The following is a 25,050-nucleotide window of genomic DNA, read 5'->3' on the forward strand; positions in this document are numbered from 1 at the left end:
TCTTCAACCAGCAGCAGCATTAGCGGGACTAACCCCATCCCAAGAACTACTGCAACTGCTTTCCAAAAAAGAAAGAGGTTAATCCTAAATAATAGATTTGTCATCCTGAGCCTGTCGAAGGACTTTTTAAAATGATTTTAAGGCATTTCGACAAGCTCAATGTGACAAATTGGATAAATAGACATCATTTTAAGCGGTATCTAGTAAAAGAACAAAAAATCCCGTTCTGATTTAACAAAACGGGATTGATATTATCAACATCCAAACTTCGGACTACCGACCCGGACTTTCAGACTAATTAAAGCGCTGCTTTGGCTGCGGCTTCGGCCCTGATGATGTTTAATGCACCACCCGCTTTAAACCACTCAATTTGTTGCGCATTGTAACTGTGGTTAACCGGAAACTGCTCTTCAGTGCCATCAGCATGGTGTAATACCAGGGTTAATGGTTTATCTGGAGCAAATTCTGTTAAACCTATAATGTCAATAGTATCGTCTTCTAAGATTTTATCGTAATCATCTTTATCAGCAAAGGTTAAACCTAACATGCCTTGTTTTTTAAGGTTAGTTTCGTGAATACGGGCAAAAGATTTTACCAATACCGCACGAACACCTAAGTGACGAGGCTCCATAGCCGCATGTTCACGTGATGAACCTTCGCCATAATTTTCGTCACCCACAACTATAGATCCTAAACCAGCGGCTTTATAATCGCGTTGGGTTGCGGGAACAGGGCCATACTCACCGGTTAATTCATTTTTAACGTTATCTGTTTTATCGTTGAAGTAGTTAACCGCACCAATAAGCATGTTGTTAGAAATGTTATCCAGGTGACCACGGAATTTTAGCCATGGACCAGCCATAGAAATGTGATCTGTTGTACATTTACCTTTGGCTTTAATTAAAAGTTTTAAACCTTTTAAGTCGGTACCTTCCCAGGGAGTAAATGGATCTAGTAATTGTAAACGGTGTGAAGTTGGAGAAACCAAAACCTGAACGGATGAACCATCAGCCGCTGGTGCCTGATAACCTGCATCTTCTACCGCGAAACCTTTTGTTGGCAATTCAAAACCGGTAGGCGGATCTAATTTAACCTGTTCGCCTTTATCGTTTGTTAGGGTATCGGTTAATGGATTAAAACCTAAGTTACCTGAAATTGCAATTGCAGCAACCATTTCTGGTGAAGCTACGAAAGCGAAAGTATTAGGGTTGCCATCGGCACGTTTAGCAAAGTTTCTGTTAAACGAGTGTACAATCGTATTTTTTTCTGCTTTCTCTGCACCTGTACGATCCCACATGCCAATACATGGTCCGCAGGCGTTGGTAAAGATAGTTGCGTCTAAATCTTCGAAAGTTTTTAAGAAACCATCGCGATCTGCCGTGTAACGTACCTGCTCAGATCCCGGGTTGATCCCAAAAGCCGATTTTGTAACTAAACCTTTTGCTATAGCCTGGTTGACGATTGAAGCTGCTCTTGATAAATCCTCGTATGAAGAGTTGGTACAAGAACCGATTAAACCCCATTCTACTTTTAAAGGCCAGCCATTTTTCTCCGCCTCCACTTTCATTTGAGAAACCGGAGTAGCTAAATCTGGTGTAAAAGGACCGTTTAAATAAGGTTCTAAAGTATCTAAATCGATCTCAATAACCTGGTCGAAATAGTTTTCAGGATCAGCATACACCTCCTCATCACCTGTTAAATATGCCGCAATTTTATTTGCTTCATCAGCAACTTCATTTCTACCGGTAGCACGTAAATAACGTTCCATGCTTTCATCATATCCGAAAGTTAGTTGAAGTAGTAGCACCAATTTCGGCACCCATATTACAAATGGTACCTTTACCTGTGCAGCTTAAGTTAACAGCGCCATCGCCAAAATATTCTACAATTGCACCAGTACCACCTTTTACGGTAAGGATACCCGCAACTTTTAGAATTACATCTTTAGCAGCAGTCCAGCCATTTAGTTTTCCAGTTAATTTTACACCAATTAACTTAGGGAATTTAAGCTCCCAGGGTAAACCCGCCATTACATCACAGGCATCAGCACCACCAACACCAATCGCAACCATACCTAAACCACCTGCGTTTACCGTGTGCGAGTCGGTTCCGATCATCATTCCGCCCGGGAAAGCATAATTCTCTAAAACCACCTGGTGAATAATACCCGCACCCGGTTTCCAGAAACCGATACCGTATTTGTTCGATACAGAAGATAAGAAATCAAAAACTTCGGCACTTTCGGTTTTGGCATGCGGTAAATCTATTGCAGCACCTTCTTTAGCCGTAATTAAGTGATCGCAGTGAACTGTAGAAGGAACAGCCACTTGCGGGCGGCCAGCCTGCATAAACTGCAATAAAGCCATTTGAGCCGTTGCATCCTGCATCGCAACGCGATCTGGTGCGAAATCTACGTAGTCAGAACCACGTTTAAATGCCGTTTTAGGATCTCCATCCCAAAGGTGGGCATACAATATTTTTTCAGATAATGTTAAAGGTCTGCCAACTACTTTACGTGCAGCCTCAACGCGGCTGCCAAAGTTTGCATAAACCTTTTTAATCATGTCTATATCAAAAGCCATACTTTGTTTTTTTTATATTATTGTCAATAACAACACTGACTAAATTAAACAATTTTTAATAGACTTGTTTTTGTGAATTGTCAAATTGTGTTATTTAAAAACATTCTATCCAATCATTAGTGTAAATAAAAAGGCTATCTGATTATCGGATAGCCTTGATGCTTTATTAACAATAAAATATGCTTATTTGTTTCTTATTGTTTTGTAGAAATTGGCGTAAACTTGGTTAAATTAATACCTTCTACCGCTAATTTATATTCTTCAATACTTGGAATACGACCTAAAATAGCCGAAAGAACCACTACTGGTGTAGATGCCAATAAAGATTCTCCTTTTTTACCGTCCTTGTCTTCTACCACACGGCCCTGGAATAAACGGGTTGACGTGGCCATTACAGTGTCGCCTTTAGCCGCTTTTTCCTGGTTACCCATGCAAAGGTTACAACCCGGACGCTCTAAGTACATGATGTTTTCATATTCGGTACGAGCTGCAGCCTTAGGTAAGGCATCGCTGAACTCAAATCCAGAGTATTTTTGTAAGTATTCCCAATCGCCTTCTGCTTTCAACTCATCAATGATATTGTAAGTAGGGGCTGCAACGACCAATGGTGCTTTGAACTCTACTTTACCCGTTAGTGTCTCTACGTTTCTCAACATTTGAGAAACGATTTTCAAGTCATCTTTATGTACCATACAAGAACCTACGAAACCAAGATCTACTTTTTTATCGCCACCGTAAAAAGTTAAGTCTCTAATGGTATCGTGCGTATAACGTTTAGAAACATCTACATTATTCACATCCGGATCAGCAATCATTGGTTCTTCAATTAGATCCAGATCAATTACAACCTCAGCATAATATTTAGCATTATCATCTGGCATTAAAGCAGGCTTAATGCCCGTTTTTATTTCCTCAATACGTTTATTTGCCTTATTGATCAAACCTTGTAAAACCTGGTTATGGTTGTCCATACCTTTGTCTATCATAATTTGAATACGATTTTTAGCAATTTCTAAAGATTGGATTAAAGTATCGTCTTGCGAAATACAGATAGATGCTTTTGCTTTCATCTCGGCTGTCCAATCGGTAAAAGTAAAGGCCTGGTCGGCTAATAAAGTACCAATGTGTACCTCGATGATACGACCCTGGAATACGTTTTCGCCATCAAACTGCTGTAACATTTGCAATTGTGTCGCATGTACTACATCACGGAAATCCATGTGTTCTTTCATTTGACCTTTGAATGTTACTTTTACTGATTCAGGAATTGGCATGGAAGCTTCTCCAGTTGCCAATGCCAATGCCACCGTACCAGAATCTGCGCCGAAAGCCACACCTTTAGACATACGTGTGTGCGAGTCACCACCGATGATAATTGCCCACTCATCAATAGTGATGTCGTTCAATACTTTGTGAATAACATCGGTCATTGAATGATATTCGCCTTTAGGGTCACGGGCAGTAATCACGCCAAAATCATTCATAAACTTCATCAGTTTAGGGATATTTGCCTGTGCTTTTTTATCCCAAACAGATGCGGTATGGCAACCTGACTGATATGCGCCATCAACAATTGGAGAAATAACTGTAGCGGCCATGGCCTCTAATTCCTGAGCGGTCATCAAACCTGTTGTATCTTGAGAACCAACAATGTTTACTTCTACACGAACGTCAGAACCGGCATGTAAAACCTTGCCCTGTGTTAAACCTACTGCATTTCTGTTAAATATTTTTTCTACAGCGGTTAAACCCTGCCCTTCGATAGATACCTCTTTAGCCGGGGCGAATACTGTTGAAGCTTCGATACCTAAAGTTCTGGCTGCAAAAGTTTGGATTTTTTTACCAAAAACAATAGCGTAAGAACCGCCGGCTTTGATAAATTCCATTTTTTGCGGTGTCAATGCTTTTGAAATGTCGATCAACTCTTGATCTCCATTGTATAATTTTTTAGTTTTTGTATTAATGGTAAGCACCGTACCCGTTTCTATAGCGTAAACCTGCTCTAAAATTGGCTCGCCATTTTCGTTACGAATAACATTTCCATTCTCATCAGTTTTCTTTACCCAGTTTTTAAGATCGATACCAATGCCGCCTGTTACATCAACTGTTGTTAAGAAAATTGGAGAAATACCATTGGTACCACCTACAATTGGGGCTATGTTTACAAATGGGATATAAGGGCTAGATCTTTTGCCCGTCCAAAGTGCCACATTATTTACACCAGACATACGTGAGGAACCTACACCCATGGTGCCTTTTTCAGCTACCAGCATCACACTTTTATCCGGATGTAGTGCCTGCAATGCTTGGATTTCCTCTTGTGCCTCTGGCGTAATCATACATTTACCATGCAATTCACGATCTGAACGGGAGTGTGCCTGGTTACCTGGAGACAATAAATCTGTAGAAATATCGCCAATACCCGCGATAAAAGTTACCACTTTGATTTCTTCTGCTACTTCAGGAAGTTTAGTAAAGAATTCAGCCCTGGCATAACTTTCCAGTATTTCTTTAGCGATATCGTTGCCATTATTGTAGGCTTCTTTTAAACGATCCGTATCGGCATCGTACAAGTAAACCTGCGTTTTAAGGACATCTGCGGCTTTATGGGCTTTATCACCATTATCGGCCAAAGCAATGTCTAATAACACTTTGATAGAAGATCCACCCTTCATGTGCGACAACAATTCGAAAGCAAAATCAGGTGTAATTTCTGCGACGATAGTTCCGCCTAAAATAATTTCTTTTAAAAACTCTGCTTTTACACCAGCTGCTCCGGTAGTGCCCGGCAAGGTGTTATATATGAAAAAATTAACAGCATCTGCTCTGTTAAAATTATTTACATTTTTGATTTGATCGATGATTTCACTTAATAATTCAGCTCCATCAATAGGTTTAGGGTGAAGACCTTGTGTTTTTCTTTCTTCAATCTCCTGGATATAATCGTTATAAATACTCATCTTAGCTATTTTATTCTTTTGTTATAGGTTGTGCATACAAACAGGCACAATTTGACAAGAAGAATACGGTGGTTTACATTTAATTTGTGGTTATTAACTATAAAAACTGAGTTTTATGGTCAAAGCAAAAATAACAAAAAGCAATCTTTAAATGTAATTTAAGCAGGCGATTCAGTAATTTGGAATTATTCTAAATTACGAGAAAGGATATGAATTTAAGGTCATAAAAACGTATAAATTATGGATGCGTTTATATGATTAGTAGGTGTTTTGTGAATGTCCGGCATAATTTAAAATCTCCATTTTTAACAGCTTATATTATAACCGTCACCCTGATCCAATAGCCATCGGATTCATTTCAGATCCTATCTAGCAGGAAAGATGAATCAAGTTTAGGACGATTGCGTTGGCTGCTGTTAGTTAGGTAAAAAGCAGTTACAAATGATAGAATTTAATACCTAAGCTACTGTTCATTATCGAACAGAATTGTTCAATTACGAACGCAACCTGTTAACGGTACGTCGCTAAATCGCGCTTTCCAAATCACCATAGGTTATGGGCAATAATGGCACAACTATCGCTAAGTGCTACAATGATGAAAACGTAAAACCTTTTTCAGTAAAATAAGCCAATACTTTGGGAAGTGCGTAAGATAACCGGTCGAATGCTTTTAAACTATCGTGAAATACAATTATTGAACCATTTTCGGTATGTTTAATCACGTTTTGATAACATTTTTCGGGTGGGAGTTTAGTGTCGAAATCGCCGCTAAGTACATCCCACATTACGATGTTCAGTCCTGAGTCTTTAGTCTCGAGTCCTGAGTCAGACTTTGGACTTTGGAATATGGACTTTGGACTTCGGACTTCAGACTTCAGACTTGTAATCTGACTCTTCCTAATCCGTCCGTAGGGTGGGCGGAAAAGGTGGGTTTGCGTAAGTTTCTGGCATTTTAGCGTATTTTGAAGATAGGTTTCATTATCGGTTTTCCAGCCTTTTAAATGATTGAAAGTATGGTTGCCAATTGCATGTCCGTCGTATTTTATGCGTTCAAAAACTTCGGGGTGTTTTACAATATTATCGCCAATGCAAAAAAATGTAGCTTTAGCATTAAAGGCTTTTAAAGTTTTTAATACAAAATCTGTAACATTGGGTATAGGTCCATCGTCAAAGGTCAAATAAATAACTTTTTCGGTGCGGGATTTATTCCATAATAGTGATGGATAATACCATTTTAGCAGAAGCGGTGATTTGATCAGGTACATTTTAGCTACAAAGTTACTAAATGCCTGTACAGATTGAAATTATTAAAGTTGTTTATATAGATTTGAAACAAATTATGAAGATGTTTACCAAGAATAAGTTAGTTACCGGTTTTGCTTTTGTTATTGCGCTCGGTTTTGCCAGTAATGCTAATGCCCAGCAAGTTTTAACCATCCAACAGGCAGTAGATAATACCCTTAGAAATAATTTACAGATCAAACAGGCTGCTTTTAGTGCCGCTCTAAGTAATGAAACACTAAGTCAATCTAAAAATGCGCTTTTACCAACGCTTAACGGAGCAGCAAGTTATAATAAAAACTTCGGTCGTAGTATCGATCCATCAACCAATCAGTTTATTTCACAACAATTTTCATCAGCCAACGGTAGCTTAAGTGCAAGTGCCGATCTTTTTCAGGGCTTTCAGAAAATTAATCAGATCAGACAGAACAAACTTTTGCTTGCTGCCGATCAAACCAATGTAGAGAAAATCAAAAACGATTTAATTTTACAGGTGGTTACCTCATATATGCAGATTTTGTACAACAAAGATTTATTAGCTGCATCACAACAACAATTAGAAGTTGCCAAGCAGACCTTAAAAAGAGAGCAGGCCTTATTAGATGCGGGTAATAAGACCTTAGCCGATATTTCGCAGGCAAAATCTCAGGTAGCTACTGCCGAGTTGAATACTACAAATGCTCAAAATACATTATCGGTATCTTATTTAACTTTAAATCAATTGATGGAAATGCAACCAGAAAATAGATTTGAGGTAAAGGCACCGGTTATTGCAGAAAACTATTCTTTACAGAATAGTTATGATATTAATACAATTTTTACCAGTGCGGTAACTAGTTTCCCTGATGTTAAGTTAGCATCGTTAAGAACCGAAGCTGCATTAAGAGGAATTAGTGTAGCTAAATCTTCTTATTACCCAAGACTATCTGTCGGTGCCGGTTTAGGGTCTAACTTTTCCAGTGGCAGGAGTAAAGTAGTTTCTATTACCCCAAATGGATTCTCTGAAATTGGAAGAACCTTAACGACTAACGAATCTGTTGTTACACCAGATTTTGTGACTGTTTTAGGCAAACAGGCATTCGGTTCTCAAATAGAGGATAACTTTAATCAATATGTTGGATTAAATCTTTCGATTCCTATTTTTAATGGTTTCCAGGCAAGAACAAATGTTAGAAAAGCAAAAATTAACTATCAGAATACACAGGTACAGGAGCAGCTTACCAAGAATAATTTAAGTAAGGTGATTTCGCAGGCAGTTTATGATTTAAAGGCCGCAGAAAGCCGTTATTCATCAACTCAGAATGCATTTCAGGCGCAAAAAGATGCCTTTTATGTAATTGAGCAGCGTTATAATGTTGGTTTAGTAAACTCATTAGATTACAGCACAGCGCAAACCAATAGAAATAAAGCGGAGATAGATTTTATCCAGGCTAAATACGATCTTTTGTTCAGGGCAAAAGTAATTGATTACTATTTAGGTAAACAAATTGTTTTTTAGGATAAATAAATAGGATAAATAAAGAAGGGATAGGTTTAACTTTTAAACTTTCAAGCATTACAACTTTAATACAAACAAACGAAATACAATAAATTATGAAACTGAAGCATATTATTATTACCGTAGTTGCTATCGTAGCTCTTCTAGTCATACTAAAGCTGGCCGGAGTTATTGGAGGAGATAAAACCGAAAAAGTAACTACAGAAAAGGCATCAGATAAAACTGTTGTAGAAACAGTAACCGCAAGTGGTAAAATACAGCCAGAAACCGAGGTTAAATTAAGTTCTGAGGTATCGGGAGAGGTAGTAGAGTTAAAAGTAAAAGAAGGAGACATTGTTAAAGCCGGTCAGTTGCTTTGTAAAGTACGTCCGGATGTTTTGCAATCGGGATACGAAAGAACGGTGGCTACATTTAATGCACAGAGAGCTAGTGTGGCTGCAGCACAACAACAATTGATACAAAACCAGGCCAACTTCGTAAACGCCGAAGCAACTTATAAACGTAATGTTGAACTGTTTAATAAAAAAGTAATCTCTGCATCTGAGTTCGATGCAGCTAAAGCCGCCTATTTAACAGCCAAAGCAAATTTAGCCAGTGCAAAAGAGAATGTAACAGGTGCTAAATTTACCTTGGAACAAACGGGTGCAAACGTTAAAGAAGCAGGTGCAAACTTAGCTAAAACAACAATCTACGCTCCGGTTGATGGTGTGGTTTCAAAACTATCAATCGAATTGGGCGATCGTATTTTAGGAACTTCGCAAATGGCAGGTACAGAAATAATGCGTATCTCCAACCTGTCAACAATGGAGGTGAACGTTGATGTTAATGAAAATGATATTACCCGCGTTAAAGTGGGAGATAAAGCTTCGATTGAAGTTGATGCTTTCTCTGACAAGAAATTTAGAGGTGTAGTAACCGAAATTGCAAGTTCATCAACAGCTGTTGGTACTGCGATTTCTACTTCCGTAGATCAGGTAACCAATTTCTCAGTAAAAATCAGAATTACAGAAGAACTAGCGGGTAAACAACAATCTATCTTCCGCCCGGGTATGTCGGCTACGGTTGATATCGAAAGTGAATCGTTAACGGGTTTGGCTATTCCAATCCAGGCGGTATTTACTGATAATGCAAAATCTGCTGATGCTAGCCAAAACCAGGGTAACCAGGCAAATACCGACAAGCAAAAATCTAAATTAACCGATAAAAAGGTGAAACAATACATTTATGCTTACGATGCTAAAACCAAAAAGGTTAAAAAAACAGAGGTAACCACTGGCATCCAAAACGATCAGTTCATTATTGTAAAATCTGGTGTTAAAGCTGGGCAAGAAATTGTAACAGGCCCTTATTCGGCTATCCAAAACAAATTAAAAGACGGAATGGTTGTAGAGAAAACATCTAAAGACCAGTTGTTTAACAAAGACGCTAAGAAGTAGCCTTTTTAGGTGTAAGGTTAAAGGTGTGAGGTGTAGGGTTTTGCCTATTCACCTCACACTTTTTATCGTAAATATCTACAAGAAATAGTAACTTGCGAGCTTGAGATATAAGATTTTGGGTGTGGGATATAGTTCTTCAACCAAACTTTACATCTTTTACCTTGAGCTTTAGTACTTAGGACATAATAACCTTATGCCTTTTACCTTAAGCCTTATACCTCTTTAAAACATGGTACCTAAAATAGCAATGATAGGGGGCGGGAGCTGGGCGACTGCCATTGTAAAAATGCTTGCAGATAATTTATCTGAAAAGGAAATTTTTTGGTGGATGCGCAACGAGGAAGCTATAGCGCACATTAAAAAATTTAAACATAATCCTAATTATATTAGTTCTGTTGAGATTAAACTTACTCAAGAAGACCATATCTCTTCAGATATCAACTCCATAATAAAGTCAGCCGAATTTGTAATTTTAAACGTTCCGGCGGCATTTTTAAAAAACACTTTAGCTTCCATCACCGCCGAAGATTTAAAGGGCAAAAAAATCATTTCAGCTATAAAAGGCATAGTACCCGAAGATAATCTGATTATCGGCGAATTTTTGCACGAAAATTATAATATCCCATATGATGATATTTTGGTGGTTAGCGGACCATGCCATGCCGAAGAAGTAGCTTTAGAAAAATTATCATACCTAACCATAGCCTGTACTGATGTAGAAAAGGCATCAACTTTCGCTTCATTTTTAAACACCCGTTATATTAAAACAAACGTATCAGACGATATTTTCGGGACAGAATATGCAGCAGTTTTAAAAAATATATATGCCGTTGCCAGCGGCATTTGCCACGGCATAGGTTATGGCGATAATTTTCAGGCGGTGTTGATCAGCAATGCCATTCGCGAAATTAAACGTTTTGTTGATGCTGTTCATCCCATCAATAGAGATATTATGGAGTCGGCATACCTTGGTGATTTATTGGTAACCGCTTATTCGCAATTTAGCCGTAACCGCACCTTTGGTAATATGATAGGGGAAGGGATATACTGTAAAATCTGCACAGTTGGAAATGAACATGATTGCCGAAGGTTATTATGCTGTGAAATGCATGCATATCAAAAATCAGGCATACCATGTAGATATGCCAATTTGTAAAGCAGTGCATAGCATTATTTACGAAAACCGTTCGCCCCATATCGAAATGAAATTATTAGCCGAGAAATTAAATTAATGTCACCCTGAGCGGTAATTTTTTATAAAAATCAATTTAAATTACAGGAGAATTTAAAGAGGTGAGTCAATTAGAAGTATCGTCATTTCGACCGTAGTGGAGAAATCTTTAAATTTGATTTCAACAATAAAGTTTAAAGATCTCTCCACTCCGCGGTGCTTCGGTCGAGATGACGATTTTTCTATCGAAATCTATTAATGCCAATATAGTCTAAGGATTTATTTTAATTTATTCTTCTCAGACTGGCAACCGCTCTACTTAAATTTGTCGCGAGCTTCATGTTTTCTTGCAGCCGGTTGCTGTTTAGCCCCGGGCGAAGCGACATCCCTGAAGCGAAGCGAAAGGATATAGCGGAGAACGGGAACATCCTTTAATAGTTGCCCTGTCCTTGCGCTCCAAAAAAAGATTTTAATTTTTATGTAAAGCAAGGTTCTGGGTTTTTCGGTTGGGGCAGTCCTTCTTTCCGCTATTATCTTTTTGTGAATTTTATTGCTGGTTGTTTGGCCTTGCAGCAAAAAGGATAACCGCTGCAATAAGGTTTATTGAAATCAGGTCAGTATAAGGAAACAGAATAATTCTTGCTTGGGCTGTTACATGTGGCTTCTTTACAGTGGTAACTGTTTAGCCGTCCCCTGTCGGAACCAATGCTATTAATTTAGGGCGAAATCGAGAAAAGAGTCACCCTGAGCGTAGTCGAAGGGCCTCTTTTAATTTATCAGCCTCTAGAAGTCTTCGACTACGCTCAGACTGACAATTGCGATACTTTGTTGTTATTTGTGTCTTTTTCTTGCAGCCATGAGCTTTTTAGCCCCGGTCGAAGCGGCATCCCTGAAGCGCAGCGTAAGGATATAGCGGAGAACGGGAACACCCTTTAATAGTTGCCCTGTTCTTGTGCTCCAAAAAAAGATTTTAATTTTTATGTAAAGCAAGGTTCTGAGTTTTTCGGTTCGGGTAGTCCTTCTTTCCGCTATTATCTTTTTGTGAATGTTATTGCTGGTTGTTTGGCCTTGCAGCAAAAAAGATAACCGCTGCAATAAGGTTTATTGAAATCAGGTCAGTATAAGGAAACAGAATAAATTCTTGCCTGGGCTGTTACATGTGGCTTCCTTACAGTGGTAACTGTTTAGCCGTCCCCGGTCGGACCAATGCTATTAATTTAGGGCGAAATCGAGAAAAGATGTCACCCTGAGCGTAGTCGAAGGGCCTCTTTTTTTAATTTATCAGCCTCTAGAAGTCTTCGACTACGCTCAGACTGACAATTGCGATACTTACTTTGTTGTGATTTTTGTCTTTTTCTTGCAGTACAGAAGTTTTTTAGCCCCGGTCGAAGCGGCATCCCTGAAGCGTAGCGAAAGGATATAGCGGAGAACGGGAACACCCTTTAATAGTTGTCACTGCCCTTGCGCTCAAAAAAATAATACAGCTGAATCGATACGCTACCCTTCAAAAAAGATTTTGAACTTTAGGTTTCTCAATTTCAAACAATTCCTACAATAAGATTTACTTAATAAGTACTTAGCTGTAAAACAAAAGCTGCGGTCAACTGTTATCACGTAAATAAAATATAGCTGTCATGAAAAAGAAATTAGTAATGGGTTTATTAACGCTGGCCTTGTTTGGAGGTGTAGCCTTAAATGTAAATGCACAAGAAAAGAAAAAAACTGAAGTAGGTAAAGCATTAGATCATACCGGAAAAGCAATTGGTAAAGGTGCTAAATCTGTAGGTAATAAAACTGCTGAAGTAGCGGTAAAAGGCAGTTCGAAAGTTGCTGATAAAACCTGGAAAGGTAAAATGGCACCAGATGGTTCTGATGTTTATATCAATGCAAAAAATGAAAAATATTATGTAAACTCGAAAGGTGCTAAAATTTGGTTAAAAGCCAGTCAGATTAAAAACAGACCTGAGCCTAAGAAATAGTAAAGTGTAATTTTAAAAGAAGTCAAGTTTTAAAAACTTGACTTCTTTTTTTAGATAAACCTCGAGGTTTATTTAGTTTATACTATAGTTCCGTATAAATCGAAATCTTCAGCCCTGTCTATCTTCACATTAACAAAACTTCCATTAGCGGCATAACCTGTTGCTGCGTCGATTAAAACTTCGTTATCAACTTCAGGTGAATCAAATTCAGTTCTGCCGACAAAGAAATCCCCTTCTTTTTTATCAACCAGTACTTTAAAAGTTTTACCTACTTTTTCCTGGTTAATATCGAAAGAAATACCTTGCTGAATTTCCATAATATCATCCACACGTTGTTGTTTTATTTCATCGGAGATATCATCAACCAAAGTATGCGCGTGTGTCTTCTCTTCGTGCGAATAGGTAAAGCAACCCAAACGGTCGAATTTGGTTTCTGCAACCCATTCCTTCATTTCTTGGAAATCGTGTTCAGTTTCGCCTGGGTAACCGCAGATTAAAGTAGTACGCATGGCGATATTTGGCACTTTATCTCTGATCTGGTTCACTAAATCGATGGTTTTTTGTTTGGTAGTGCCCCGGCGCATTGATTTTAGCATGTTATCTGTAATATGCTGTAATGGCATATCCAGATACTTGCAGATGTTGTCGCGTTCGTTCATGGCATCTAAAATTTCCATCGGGAAGCCAGAAGGGTAGGCGTATTGCAAACGGATCCATTCGATGCCGGGAACATCAGATAAACGACGCATCAATTCATCTAACTTGCGCACACCATAAAGATCTAAACCGTAATAGGTAAGATCCTGAGCAATTAAAATCAGTTCTTTAGTGCCGTTTTTGGCCAATATTTTAGCTTCGTTAACCAACTCTTCCATTGGTTTACTCAAGTGTTTGCCACGCATTAAAGGAATAGCACAAAAAGAGCATGGGCGGTTACAGCCTTCGGCAATTTTGAAATAGGCAAAATGAGAAGGGGTGGTTAATAAACGCTCGCCAATAAGTTCGTGCTTGTAATTAGCGCCTAACTCACGTAATATATTTTGTAAATCGTTGGTGCCGAAAAAAGCATCAACGTTTGTAATTTCAGCTTCTAATTCGGGTTTGTAACGCTCAGATAAACAGCCTGTAACCACTACTTTGCCAATTTTACCAGCTTCTTTTAGTTCACTGAACTGTAGAATGGTATCGATTGATTCTTGTTTAGCATTATCGATAAAACCGCAGGTATTGATTACAACGATATCATCTTTGCCCATTTTGTCTGATTCGTGTACAACATTTAAATTGTTGCCACGCAACTGCCCCATCAATACTTCCGAATCGTATATGTTTTTTGAACAACCTAATGTAATTACATTAATTTTAGGTTGCTTAATTGCGCTTTTACTTTTTACTATTTTGGTATTCATATTATAATGATTTACACCTTCCTTGCGGTTTGATTCCACAGATTTGGTGATTCCACAGATTGTAATGTGGAAATTTTAAAGGATCAAACAGATATTCTTTTGACCTCACAACTTGTGTTGCCAAAGTTAATCAATAATCCGGTTTTAATTTTACTGGCTTTCAAATAAGAGATAAGTTGGTTTTGGAATAATTTGGGCTGATATCCAGTTACTGACTTTAGCTCCACTATTACTTTTTGTTCCACTACTAAATCACATCTAAATTTGCCAATGATTTGATCTTCGAACATCACTATAAACTCTTTCTCAACATCAAAATTTAGCCCAGCCTGGCTAAGTTTTATTTTAAGTGCGTTGACATAAATTTTCTCTAAAAATCCTGGTCCCAATTGAGAATGGACACTGTAGCAACAACCAATTATAATACCCGTAAGTTCATGATTTTCATATTCTTCCATTACTGAAATTAATAAAAATCTGTGTAATCACCCACGAAGTGAACCCTCGATGAAATCAACCCACGAAGTGCTACTTAAACAAACTATTCACAAACTCTTTCTTATCAAAAAGCTGTAAGTCGCCAACTTTTTCTCCTACACCGATATATTTAACCGGAATTCTGAATTGATCTGAAATTCCGATTACTACACCACCTTTTGCTGTTCCATCTAATTTTGTAATGGCCAATGCATTAACATCAGTAGCTTCGGTAAACTGTTTGCACTGTTCAAAAGCATTTTGACCGGTTGAGGCATCTAATACCAATAAAATTTCGTGCGGTGCGCCTGGTACTACCTTTTGCATCACCTGTTTAATTTTACCCAACTCGTTCATCAAGCCGATTTTGTTGTGTAAACGTCCGGCAGTATCGATAATTACTACATCTTCGTCATTAGCCACGGCAGATTGTAAAGTATCAAAAGCAACTGAAGCAGGATCGGAACCCATAGCCTGCGCCACAACCCTCACGCCAACGCGTTCGCCCCAAAGTTTAATCTGATCAACGGCCGCAGCTCTGAAGGTATCGGCAGCACCTAATACTACTTTAAGTCCCGATTCTTTAAGTTTATGTGCGAGTTTGCCAATAGTAGTGGTTTTGCCCACACCATTTACGCCAACTACCATAATTACATAAGGTTTATGATCGCCGTATTCGAACTGACGGAAATCGTTACTATTGTTTTCAGATAAAAGCAATTGGATTTCATCACGCAGGATAAAATTTAGCTCCGAGGTATTGAGGTATTTATCTTTGGCAACACGTTCTTCGATACGTTTGATAATTTTTAATGTAGTGCTTACACCTACATCAGAAGTGACCAAAACTTCTTCCAGATTATCGAGCACTTCATCATCAACAGAAGATTTTCCTGCTACGGCTTTGGTAATTTTATTAAAGAAACCGTCTTTAGTTTTCTCTAAACCTTTATCCAGCGCTTCCTGAGCTTCAGGTGCAGTTTCTTTCTTTTTGAAAAAATCGAATAAACCCATATCTAAATTTTTATATAACAAAAAAAGCCCTTCCGGTTAAAACGGAACGGCCTTTAATATTTTTAATATTAAAAAATATTAACCTTATTTAGATGCAATAGCATCTTTTACGTGGTCGTTGTGTACGATAAGTTCTTTGAATGAGTAAGCACCAGTTTTTGGTGATTTTATCATTGTAATTACTTTCGAATATTCTTTACCTGTACCTGTTTTAAGGGTTGCAACTACTTTCTTTGCCATGTTCTTATAATTTTAAATGATTGAATGATAGAAGGATTGAATGAGCGGTTAAACCCCCAACCTTAAGCCTTTTACCTTCAGTCTTATTTAATCTCTTTATGTACGGTTACTTTTCTCAATACCGGATTGAATTTTTTCAATTCTAATCTCTCAGTAGTGTTTTTACGGTTTTTGGTAGAAATATATCTAGACATACCTGGCATGCCACTTTCTTTATGTTCAGTACATTCTAAAATAACCTGAACTCTGTTACCTTTTTTTGCCATTTTAATATAAATTGAAAACTGTTAATCTCAACAGTTAATGTTTTTTACAAAAATCCTTTTTTTACGAAACGGTTAATTGCTTCGCTAATGCCCACTTTATTGATGGTTTTAATCGCTGAAGTAGAAACTTTCAACGTAATCCAACGGTTTTCTTCAGGAATATAAAATTTCTGAAGTTGTAGGTTTGGGTAAAATTTGCGTTTGGTTTTAACGTTTGAGTGAGAAACGTTGTTACCTACCATTGCTTTTTTTCCTGTTAAATCACAAACTCTTGACATGACTTGTAAATATAGTTGTTAATATCGTCCGCTTAATTTTTTTAAGAGTGTGCAAATATCTGAATAATAATTGTAAACAGCAATAGCCTAGCTAATTATTTTTACAATTAATATTATAAGCGGAAAAGGTTTGTGTCATGTTTGTTCATGCCTAATATTAAATTCTGCCTATATTAAAAATAAATATTTCTGATCAAACGTTTGATATTCATTTTGATACGATTAAACTATTTCTCCTAATTATTATTTATTTAAATTAGCCGCAACTAATCCAAAATATAGAACGAGCAATGCAAATTACATCTTTTAAGCAATACGAAGAAGATTATAAGAAAAGCGTAGAAAACCCTGAGCAGTTTTGGGGCGAAGTAGCGCAGAACTTTCAATGGCGCAAGCCGTGGTTCAAGGTACTCTCCTGGAACTTTAAGGAACCAAATATTAAGTGGTTTGAAGGTGCAAAGCTTAACATCACCGAAAATTGTTTAGATCGGCACTTAGCTACCAATGGAGATAAACCAGCTATTGTTTGGGAACCTAATAACCCTGAAGAAGAAAGTGTTACTTATACTTATAAAATGTTGCACGAACGCGTTTGTCGTTTTGCTAACGTTTTAAAACGTAATGGCGCTAAAAAAGGCGACCGTATTTGTATTTATATGCCAATGGTGCCCGAACTGGCTATTGCTGTTTTAGCCTGCGCCAGAATTGGTGCCGTTCACTCGGTTATTTTTGGTGGATTTTCTGCTAAATCTATCGCCGACCGGATTAACGATTCGCAGTGTAAAGTAGTTATTACTGCCGATGGTTCTTATCGTGGTAATAAACAGATTCCTTTAAAAGATGTAATTGATGATGCGTTAATCGGCTGCCCAACTGTAGAAAAATGTATCGTGTTAACCCATATCCGTACGCCTGTTTCGATGTTAAAAGGTAGAGATGTATGGTGGGAAGATGAGGTTAAACACGTAAATGATATTTGCGAAGCGGAAGAAATGGATGCTGAAGATATGCTGTTCATTCTCTATACATCTGGCTCTACCGGTAAACCTAAAGGCGTGGTGCATACCTGTGGCGGTTATATGGTTTATGCAGGTTACACCTTCTCTAACGTGTTTAATTATCAGCCTGGTGAGGTTTATTTCTGTACTGCTGATATTGGCTGGATTACCGGCCACTCTTATATTGTTTATGGGCCGCTTTCGCAAGGTGCAACGTCTGTACTTTTCGAAGGGATTCCAACTTATCCAAGTCCATCTCGCTTTTGGGATATTGTAGAAAAACATAAAGTAAATACCTTATATACCGCGCCTACGGCTATCCGCTCTTTAATGAGTTATGGCGAAGATCCACTTAACGGTAAAGATTTAAGCTCAATCCGCGTTTTAGGCTCGGTAGGAGAGCCCATTAACGAAGAAGCATGGCATTGGTTCGATGAGAAAATCGGTCATGGCAAAGCACCTATTGTTGATACCTGGTGGCAAACGGAAACCGGGGGGATTATGATTTCGCCTATTGCGACAGTAACACCAACCAAACCGAGTTTTGCTACCCTGCCTTTGCCAGGTATTCAGCCGATTTTGGTAGACGAAAATGGTAATGAAATTGAAGGAAATGGGGTGATGGGAAATCTTTGTATTAAATTTCCCTGGCCGGGAATGTTGCGTACTACTTATGGCGACCACGAGCGTTGCAAACAGACTTATTTCTCTACTTACGAGAATTTATATTTTACGGGCGATGGTTGTTTGCGTAATGAAGATGGTTATTATCGAATCACAGGTCGTGTTGATGATGTATTAAATGTATCAGGACATAGAATTGGTACCGCTGAGGTAGAAAATGCCATTAATATGCATGCTGGCGTGGTAGAAAGTGCTGTTGTGGGTTATCCGCACGATGTAAAAGGGCAGGGCATTTATGCTTTTGTTATTTATCCTGAAATGCATGGAGAAGCAGAATTATCTAAAAAAGATATTTTACAAACGGTTACCCGTGTAATTGGTGCGATAGCAAAGCCTGATAAAATATTATTTGTTTCAGGCTTACCAAAAACACGTTCGGGCAAAATTATGCGTCGGATTCTACGTAAGATTGCTGAAGGGGAAACCAGTAATTTAGGTGATACTTCTACGCTGCTTGATCCGGGAGTTGTAGAAGAAATTATAGCAGCAGCGAAAAAGCTTTAATCATAGTTTTAAAGAAACAGAAATGGCCCCGAAATTCTCAGGCCATTTCTGTTATAATGCTACATTTCTAGTAACCTGGGTTTTGAACTAAGTTTTTGTTGGCGTCAATTTCACGTTGTGGAATTGGGAATACTAATCTGGTAGAGTTCCAGGGTAGGCTACCAATATTGGTTTGAGTTCTTTTCGCGTCATGTAATGAAAAGCCTTCAAAAGCAAATTCTAGTTTTCTTTCATTAAGGATATTTGCCAGGGTAGCAGTTAGTGTTGTTAAGCCAGCCCTGCTTCTAACAGTGGCTAAATCTTGCAATGGTGTTACGCCTCCAATAGGAGCAGCCGGAGCTAAGCGGACATTACATTCTGCCCTGATTAGATACATTTCTGCCAATCTGATTACAGGTACATTCCCAAATTGATTTCCAAATTTGGCCGTAAACATATCGTCATCGTCATAAAAAGCATTAATCCTGTCGTCATCTGTACTATAAGTTGCATCAATCCAATCTTGTGATATCACGGCATCTCCACGGCCACCAAATGTTGATGAACCATAAAACTCATTAAAACCATTAAACCCGGTTAAAGTTGTTACCTGTATGGCAAAAACATCTTCAGTAGAATTGTCTCCAGGTTTTGCGGGTCTTCCACTTTCTGGCATTTTAGGAAAAGCATCAAGGTATGTACCTGTTAGTTGATAATTTCCAGAAGCAATCACCCGGTTTGCAGCTGTTCCGGCCGCGCTATAATTACCCATTTGTAAATAAAGTCTCGCTAGCATTGCAGCTGCTGCAGATTTAGTTGCGAAAAAACCATTAGTGGCCGGAAGTTTAGCTTCTGCATCCGTTAAATCAGTTATAGCTTGATTGTAAACAGCGGCTACAGTGGCCCTACTTACATAATTTGCTTCGCTTATGAGATTAGTTGGTGTTAATACTATAGGTACACCCAAATTTGTAGTTGGAGAGCCATCATTATAGGCTTTCCCAAATAATCTAACCAATTCAAAATATGCCGCGCCCCTAATAAATTTGGCTTCTCCTTCAACTCTGGTTTTTTTAGCTGCCTCTACTTTATCAAGGGCAGCAATTACGTTATTGGCATCATTAATTGCGGTATATCCTGATGCCCAAACGTTATCGACAAAAGTATTTGTTTTTAGTAACGATTTGTTGATTGCCTGGGTTAGCTCCTCATAGGTGCCGAACCATTCAATGGCATCGGTATTTGCTAAGAAATCAGTCATTAAAAACGGACGGCCACCAAAAAAATTACGGCTACCGAGATCTGAGTATGCACCAACTAAGGCTCCTTCAACATCCTTTGAGGTGAGTAAAGCATTCTTTTGCTCAATGGTATCAACAGGATTTATATCGAGTGCTTTCTTGCAGGATGATAAAGCCATCAAAAACATGCAAGTAAATATGATATTATTTATATATGTCTTTTTCATTTTGATTCTTTTTTAATTATAGGCCAATGTTAATACCAAATGAAATTACACGTGGTTGTGGTGCTGAATAAAAATCTACCCCTTGATTAATGTTTGTTGACTGATAATCGGCATTAACCTCCGGATCCCAGCCTTTATAACCAGTTATGGTAAGCAGATTCTGAGCCGTAGCATATAACCTTAATTTGCTTAATTTAATTTTAGTTAATACTGAAGTGGGAAAAGTATAACCAAGTGTTAAGGTTTTTAGTCTGACATAAGAACCATCAGATAAATACCTGGTCGAGTTTCCGATTCCGTTACCGGCAAACAAACGGGGCTCTGGAACAGATGTAATATCACCCGGTTTATCCCAATAGGTCATTTGATCTGCAGTTTGATTATCATAACCATTTGAAGCATTAGCACTCATGTATTGACCGCCGGCATTAAAAATTTTATTGCCCTTTACGCCTTGAAAAAATATACCTAAATCAAAATTCTTGTACGAAAAAGTGTTGTTTAAACCGAACGTATATTTAGGATTAGGGTTTCCAGCAAATATTCTTTGTGCCTGATTAATATCTGTTGTGGTTGATCTATTTACATTACCCGAAGCATCGGTAGTGTTGAGGTAATAAAGCGCATCTCCATTTGCCGGATTTACGCCTGCGTATTCTGGTATATAAAATACACCGATTGGTTGACCTGAAATGGCTGCATTTATTTCATTACTGTTTAAAATCTGTCCACCTAAATTGGTGATTTTATTGTTGTTAACTGCCCCAGTTATGGCAGTTGACCATTTGAAAGCGCCTACGAAATTTTCGGTGTTAATGCCTAATTCGAAACCTGTATTTTTTAAGGAGCCTAAATTTTGAGTTTTGGTAGAGAAACCTGTTGTTTGTGGAACAGGCACATCCAATAATAAATCGGTGGTATTCTTTTGGTAGAAATCAAAAACTCCTGTAATTCTATTCTTTAAGATACCAAAGTCTAAGCCTATATCAAGCTGTTTGGTTTTTTCCCAGGTTAAATCGGGGTTGGCAATTCGTGAAGGTACTTGCCCAGGCAAACCACCATATGCCCCTGTTCCAGCGAATAAACCACGGGCAGAATAATTACCAATTTCCGCATTACCTGTTAAACCATAACTTGCCCTAAATTTTAATAAACTGATGGTTTCACTTTGTTTTAAGAAATCTTCTTCAGAAGCAATCCAGGCCAATGAACCTGCGGGGAAATACCCATATCTATTATTTGCCCCAAAACGTGATGAACCATCAGCCCTTACACTAAAGCCCACCAAATAACGGTCGTTGTATTTATAATTAGCTCTAAAAAAATAAGATAAAAAGCTAAATGCACCTTCATTGCTGGTTGCAATCACCTTTGTTGCAGCAGAACCCAGTTTAATATAAGAATCACTAGGGAAATCCTGCCCTTCGATGGTACTATATTTTGTAGTTGATTTCTGATAACTCGTGCCCAAAATAAGATCAAAAGCACTCTTTCCAACGGTTGTATTATAACTAAAGAAATTATTGGTATTGGCATTAATTACAAAGGTTGAAATATTTTGCCCATAGCCATTTGAGGTACCTGTATTCCTAAAGGTTAATGAACCATAATAACTTTCTTCGTTTTGATTTAAGTTATCAATAGAAAAATCAGTACTGAACTTTAATCCTTTAGCAATGTTGATATTCGCAAAAGCTTTACCAATTGTTCTGTAGACTGTTGCTTTGTAAAAAGCATTGTCAACGCTGATAAATGGATTGTAATATACTGGATAGTTTGACGCTGCGCCTGGTAAGGTCCCGCTAATTAAACCCGATCTGGGATCGATAAACGGAGTGATAGGTGAGAGTGCAACAGATTGTAACGGACTTGAAAAAGCATTATCATTTGATAACCTGTTATTAATGCTATTTGAGAAATTAAGATTAACGCCAACTTCTAAAAAATCAGTTACTTTATTGGTCAGGTTTAATCTACCGCTATAACGTTTGTAACTGTTTCCAATTACAATTCCGTTTTGATCCAATGCCTGGCCGCCAATATAAAATTTTGTCTTTTCATTTCCTCCTGTTAAATTCAGGTCGTACTGCTGTGTAACCGGGTTATCCTGAAAGGACGCAGCTTCCCAGTTAGAATTTACCTTATAAGTTTGATAATCGCTATTGCCAGCCGAATACCGGTTTAAACGCGCTTCTACACTTGCGCTATAGTCATCTAGCGCTTCTTGCAGGGTTGCATAATCTCCATTAAGGAAATCCTGATTCGCCTGGCCTTGCCCAGCTCTTCGCTCTATTTGAACATATTGCTCTGCGTTTAAAAAATCCCTATGGTTAGAAGGTGAGCTTATTCCACCCAGCGCATTAAACTGAATTAGTGTTTTGCCTACCTTACCTTGTTTTGTGGTGATTAAAACCACACCGTTTGAAGCCCTTGCCCCATAAATTGCCGATGCTGATGCATCCTTTAATACTTCTATGGATTCGATATCATTAGTGTTTATATCTGCTAAAGCACTGGTTGGTGCAGTGGTGCTAGAAAAATCTCCTGAGGTAATTGGGATTCCATCAACGATGTAAAGTGGCTCGCTACCTGCAGTTACTGATGCAGCGCCCCTTACCCTAACCGTTATGCCTTGACCCAGCTTTCCATTTTGCGCTGCAATCTGTACACCAGCTGCTTTTCCTTGTAAGGCTTGTTCGAAACTTGTTACCGGCAGGTTCTCCAGATCCTTCGATTTAACAGAAGCTACAGATCCTGTTACATCACGTTTGTTCTGTGTTCCATAACCCACCACAACCACATCAGATAAGGTGTTATTTTCCTCCTCCAGATTTACATTGATGGTTTGTCCGCTAATGGGTACTTCTTTTGTTTTGAAGCCGATAAAACTAAAAACGAGTGTTTTGGCGTCTTCCGAAACCGTTAATTTAAAAGCTCCGGTGGCATCGCTCTGCGTACCGGTTGATGGTGAGTCTTTTACAAATACGCTGACGCCAGGAATTGGTCCTGAGGCTGACGTCACTTTCCCGGTAATTACTTTGCCTTGTGCGAAAGCAAACGAAATTACACTAAGAGATAAAATCATACATAAGAGTAGTTTTTTCATCAAATTGTTAGTTTAGTTAATGATGTTTGATAATTGATAGAAATGATACTCTTAATGTAACTAAAAATAAGTAGAAAACCTTGCGGATTAAGATAAAATAAGGCCGTTGTTTGGTTTAATGCACTCAAATGAAAACAAAAGGTGGCAAAATCTGTTCATAGATTTAGAAGTTACTTTTTTTAAATCAAAAAAATACGAACATGGATAAGTTAGAATTAAAAGGAAAGTGGAATGAAATAAAAGGAAAGGTTAAACAAGCTTATGGTGATTTAACTGACGATGATTTAAAACATGAAGAAGGTCAAGACGATGAATTGTTGGGGAAACTGCAACAAAAAACAGGAAAAGGAAGAGATGAACTTGTGAAGTGGATAAACTCATTATAATATCAATTCAATAATAAAACAGGCGGTCAATCTTTGGTCGCCTGTTTGCTTTAAAAATATTTTTATGGCCGATATTGCTCAACGGTTTCATCAAAACCCGATATTATCTCCAAAAGATCTGCTACCCAGTAGGAAAGGCCTGGAGATCGTTTGTTTACTAAACCCCGGCGTTTTTAAGTTTGAAGGAAAAATATGGCTACTGATCCGTGTAGCCGAAAGGCCTGAACAAATGGAAGGTATAATCTCTTTTCCTATTTTAAAGAAACACGGAATAGAAATTCTAGCGGTTGAAGAAAATGACCCATATTTAAATGCAACCGATCCAAGGATAATTAATTACAAAGGTGCCGATTACTTAACCACACTTTCTCATTTAAGATTGGTTTGTAGCGATGATGGCATTCATTTTTATCAGCCAGAAGGTCACCCTTTACTTCAGGGAGAAGGCAATGATGAAACGTTTGGAATAGAAGATTGCCGCGTATCTTTAATTGGCGATACCTATTATTTAACTTATACTGCCGTTTCTGAGCATGGCGTTGGTGTGGGGCTGCGGACTACAAAAGACTGGAAAAACTTCCGGCGTTATGGCATGATTATCCCACCCCATAATAAAGACTGCGCGATATTTGAAGAATGCATTAACGGTAAATTTTATGCTTTGCATCGCCCTAGCAGTGTAGCTTTGGGTGGTAATTATATCTGGCTGGCCGAATCTCCCGACGGAATCCATTGGGGCAAACACAGGTGTATTATTAAAACCAGATCTAACCTCTGGGATAGTGCCCGTGTGGGCGCCGGTGCAGCACCCATAAAAACCGCAGAAGGATGGCTCGAAATATATCACGGCGCAAATGAAAAACATCAATATTGTTTAGGCGCATTTCTAATGGATTTAAATAATCCAGGTGAAGTATTGGCCAGAACCGAAGAACCGATTATGGTACCAGCAGCAGATTACGAACTGCATGGTTTCTTTGGCGAGGTTGTGTTTACAAACGGTCACATCGTTAACGGTGATGAACTAACCATTTACTATGGAGCGGCTGATGAATTTGTTTGTGGGGCTAAATTTTCGATAAAGGAGATTTTGGAGGCACTGGTTTTTTACCACTAAAACATGAAGGCACAGTTTTTTGTATCGTGCAACCAATGAACTAATGATTAATGAACTTTATTGCCACAGAAGCACGGATGAGCACGGAATTTTATTGTTTTACTTTTTTTTACCAAGATACGAAGTTCGTTTTTCTATAATTTGTAACTAATGAATCAATGAATTTTTAGCTAGGCTGGGTGGTATTTTTATACGCATTACAGCCCTAAATAGTACC

Annotated in this window: 16 protein-coding genes and 2 pseudogenes; 7 read left to right on the forward strand and 11 right to left on the reverse strand. The window is 38.2% G+C overall.

What is annotated here, in order from left to right:
• Positions 1–298 precede the first annotated feature (298 nt).
• The 3 genes and pseudogenes from QF042_RS06015 to QF042_RS06025 all read right to left on the reverse strand — a co-directional run bounded on the left by QF042_RS06015 (position 299) and on the right by QF042_RS06025 (position 6,807).
• Positions 299–2,582, reverse strand: a pseudogene (locus QF042_RS06015) (aconitate hydratase).
• 194 nt (positions 2,583–2,776) lie between these two features.
• Positions 2,777–5,542, reverse strand: coding sequence for a bifunctional aconitate hydratase 2/2-methylisocitrate dehydratase (locus tag QF042_RS06020; protein WP_307526294.1), 2,766 nt, complete (start codon positions 5,540–5,542; stop codon positions 2,777–2,779).
• A gap of 587 nt (positions 5,543–6,129) precedes the next feature.
• The gene (locus tag QF042_RS06025) at positions 6,130–6,807 is read right to left on the reverse strand and encodes a polysaccharide deacetylase family protein (RefSeq protein WP_307526295.1); all 678 of its coding nucleotides are present in this window, start codon (positions 6,805–6,807) and stop codon (positions 6,130–6,132) included.
• A 74-nt stretch (positions 6,808–6,881) separates the two neighbouring features.
• On the opposite strand from QF042_RS06025, the gene QF042_RS06030 reads away from it, so the two are divergent.
• The 4 genes and pseudogenes from QF042_RS06030 to QF042_RS06045 all read left to right on the forward strand — a co-directional run bounded on the left by QF042_RS06030 (position 6,882) and on the right by QF042_RS06045 (position 12,907).
• Complete coding sequence (locus tag QF042_RS06030; protein WP_307526297.1) at positions 6,882–8,321, forward strand: TolC family protein; 1,440 nt, start codon at positions 6,882–6,884, stop codon at positions 8,319–8,321.
• Positions 8,322–8,416: 95 nt separating this feature from the next.
• Positions 8,417–9,757, forward strand: a complete 1,341-nt coding sequence (locus QF042_RS06035; RefSeq protein ID WP_307526299.1) for an efflux RND transporter periplasmic adaptor subunit — start codon at positions 8,417–8,419, stop codon at positions 9,755–9,757.
• Positions 9,758–9,986: 229 nt separating this feature from the next.
• Positions 9,987–10,989, forward strand: a pseudogene (locus QF042_RS06040) (NAD(P)H-dependent glycerol-3-phosphate dehydrogenase).
• 1,573 nt (positions 10,990–12,562) lie between these two features.
• Entirely contained in the window at positions 12,563–12,907 is a 345-nt protein-coding gene (locus QF042_RS06045; RefSeq protein WP_307526302.1) for a hypothetical protein, read from the forward strand.
• Positions 12,908–12,984: 77 nt separating this feature from the next.
• Here QF042_RS06045 and rimO read toward each other — a convergent pair whose 3' ends face one another.
• From rimO to rpmB, 6 genes are all read right to left on the reverse strand, one after another.
• Positions 12,985–14,316: a 30S ribosomal protein S12 methylthiotransferase RimO gene (gene rimO / locus QF042_RS06050; protein WP_307526304.1), complete on the reverse strand. Its 1,332-nt coding sequence runs from the start codon at positions 14,314–14,316 to the stop codon at positions 12,985–12,987.
• A gap of 83 nt (positions 14,317–14,399) precedes the next feature.
• Complete coding sequence (locus QF042_RS06055; protein WP_307526306.1) at positions 14,400–14,774, reverse strand: GxxExxY protein; 375 nt, start codon at positions 14,772–14,774, stop codon at positions 14,400–14,402.
• A 70-nt stretch (positions 14,775–14,844) separates the two neighbouring features.
• Entirely contained in the window at positions 14,845–15,807 is a 963-nt protein-coding gene (ftsY, locus tag QF042_RS06060) for a signal recognition particle-docking protein FtsY (RefSeq protein WP_307526308.1), read from the reverse strand.
• A gap of 84 nt (positions 15,808–15,891) precedes the next feature.
• Positions 15,892–16,047, reverse strand: a complete 156-nt coding sequence (locus QF042_RS06065; RefSeq protein WP_082491331.1) for a DUF4295 domain-containing protein — start codon at positions 16,045–16,047, stop codon at positions 15,892–15,894.
• 83 nt (positions 16,048–16,130) lie between these two features.
• A complete protein-coding gene (gene rpmG / locus QF042_RS06070) occupies positions 16,131–16,313 on the reverse strand; it encodes a 50S ribosomal protein L33 (protein WP_010599807.1) in 183 nt (60 codons plus the stop codon).
• A 44-nt stretch (positions 16,314–16,357) separates the two neighbouring features.
• On the reverse strand, positions 16,358–16,591 hold the full coding sequence (gene rpmB, locus QF042_RS06075; RefSeq protein WP_025145121.1) for a 50S ribosomal protein L28: 234 nt from the start codon (positions 16,589–16,591) through the stop codon (positions 16,358–16,360).
• A gap of 290 nt (positions 16,592–16,881) precedes the next feature.
• Here rpmB and acs point away from each other — a divergent pair, with 290 nt between their 5' ends.
• A complete protein-coding gene (acs, locus tag QF042_RS06080) occupies positions 16,882–18,777 on the forward strand; it encodes an acetate--CoA ligase (protein ID WP_307526312.1) in 1,896 nt (631 codons plus the stop codon).
• Positions 18,778–18,844: 67 nt separating this feature from the next.
• On the opposite strand, the gene QF042_RS06085 is transcribed toward acs, so the two are convergent.
• Positions 18,845–20,224 (reverse strand): RagB/SusD family nutrient uptake outer membrane protein, encoded by a 1,380-nt coding sequence (locus QF042_RS06085; protein WP_307526313.1) that lies wholly within the window; start codon positions 20,222–20,224, stop codon positions 18,845–18,847.
• Between the two features lie 16 nt (positions 20,225–20,240).
• A complete protein-coding gene (locus QF042_RS06090; protein ID WP_307526316.1) occupies positions 20,241–23,330 on the reverse strand; it encodes a TonB-dependent receptor in 3,090 nt (1,029 codons plus the stop codon).
• Between the two features lie 200 nt (positions 23,331–23,530).
• Here QF042_RS06090 and QF042_RS06095 point away from each other — a divergent pair, with 200 nt between their 5' ends.
• Together QF042_RS06095 and QF042_RS06100 are read left to right on the forward strand one after the other, a co-directional pair.
• Positions 23,531–23,716 (forward strand): CsbD family protein, encoded by a 186-nt coding sequence (locus QF042_RS06095; RefSeq protein WP_121283788.1) that lies wholly within the window; start codon positions 23,531–23,533, stop codon positions 23,714–23,716.
• 64 nt (positions 23,717–23,780) lie between these two features.
• The gene (locus QF042_RS06100; protein WP_307526322.1) at positions 23,781–24,833 is read left to right on the forward strand and encodes a glycoside hydrolase family 130 protein; all 1,053 of its coding nucleotides are present in this window, start codon (positions 23,781–23,783) and stop codon (positions 24,831–24,833) included.
• Positions 24,834–25,050 lie beyond the last annotated feature (217 nt).

This window comes from Pedobacter sp. W3I1, assembly GCF_030816015.1.
Lineage (GTDB): Bacteria > Bacteroidota > Bacteroidia > Sphingobacteriales > Sphingobacteriaceae > Pedobacter.

Bases quoted from the DNA above. Each gene is read 5' to 3' on its own strand.
- QF042_RS06020 (WP_307526294.1), bottom strand. From the start codon at position 5,542: ATGAGTATTTATAACGATTATATCCAGGAGATTGAAGAAAGAAAAACA.
- QF042_RS06025 (WP_307526295.1), bottom strand. From the start codon at position 6,807: ATGTACCTGATCAAATCACCGCTTCTGCTAAAATGGTATTATCCATCA.
- QF042_RS06030 (WP_307526297.1), top strand. From the start codon at position 6,882: ATGAAGATGTTTACCAAGAATAAGTTAGTTACCGGTTTTGCTTTTGTT.
- QF042_RS06035 (WP_307526299.1), top strand. From the start codon at position 8,417: ATGAAACTGAAGCATATTATTATTACCGTAGTTGCTATCGTAGCTCTT.
- QF042_RS06045 (WP_307526302.1), top strand. From the start codon at position 12,563: ATGAAAAAGAAATTAGTAATGGGTTTATTAACGCTGGCCTTGTTTGGA.
- rimO (WP_307526304.1), bottom strand. From the start codon at position 14,316: ATGAATACCAAAATAGTAAAAAGTAAAAGCGCAATTAAGCAACCTAAA.
- QF042_RS06055 (WP_307526306.1), bottom strand. From the start codon at position 14,774: ATGGAAGAATATGAAAATCATGAACTTACGGGTATTATAATTGGTTGT.
- ftsY (WP_307526308.1), bottom strand. From the start codon at position 15,807: ATGGGTTTATTCGATTTTTTCAAAAAGAAAGAAACTGCACCTGAAGCT.
- QF042_RS06065 (WP_082491331.1), bottom strand. From the start codon at position 16,047: ATGGCAAAGAAAGTAGTTGCAACCCTTAAAACAGGTACAGGTAAAGAA.
- rpmG (WP_010599807.1), bottom strand. From the start codon at position 16,313: ATGGCAAAAAAAGGTAACAGAGTTCAGGTTATTTTAGAATGTACTGAA.
- rpmB (WP_025145121.1), bottom strand. From the start codon at position 16,591: ATGTCAAGAGTTTGTGATTTAACAGGAAAAAAAGCAATGGTAGGTAAC.
- acs (WP_307526312.1), top strand. From the start codon at position 16,882: ATGCAAATTACATCTTTTAAGCAATACGAAGAAGATTATAAGAAAAGC.
- QF042_RS06085 (WP_307526313.1), bottom strand. From the start codon at position 20,224: ATGAAAAAGACATATATAAATAATATCATATTTACTTGCATGTTTTTG.
- QF042_RS06090 (WP_307526316.1), bottom strand. From the start codon at position 23,330: ATGAAAAAACTACTCTTATGTATGATTTTATCTCTTAGTGTAATTTCG.
- QF042_RS06095 (WP_121283788.1), top strand. From the start codon at position 23,531: ATGGATAAGTTAGAATTAAAAGGAAAGTGGAATGAAATAAAAGGAAAG.
- QF042_RS06100 (WP_307526322.1), top strand. From the start codon at position 23,781: ATGGCCGATATTGCTCAACGGTTTCATCAAAACCCGATATTATCTCCA.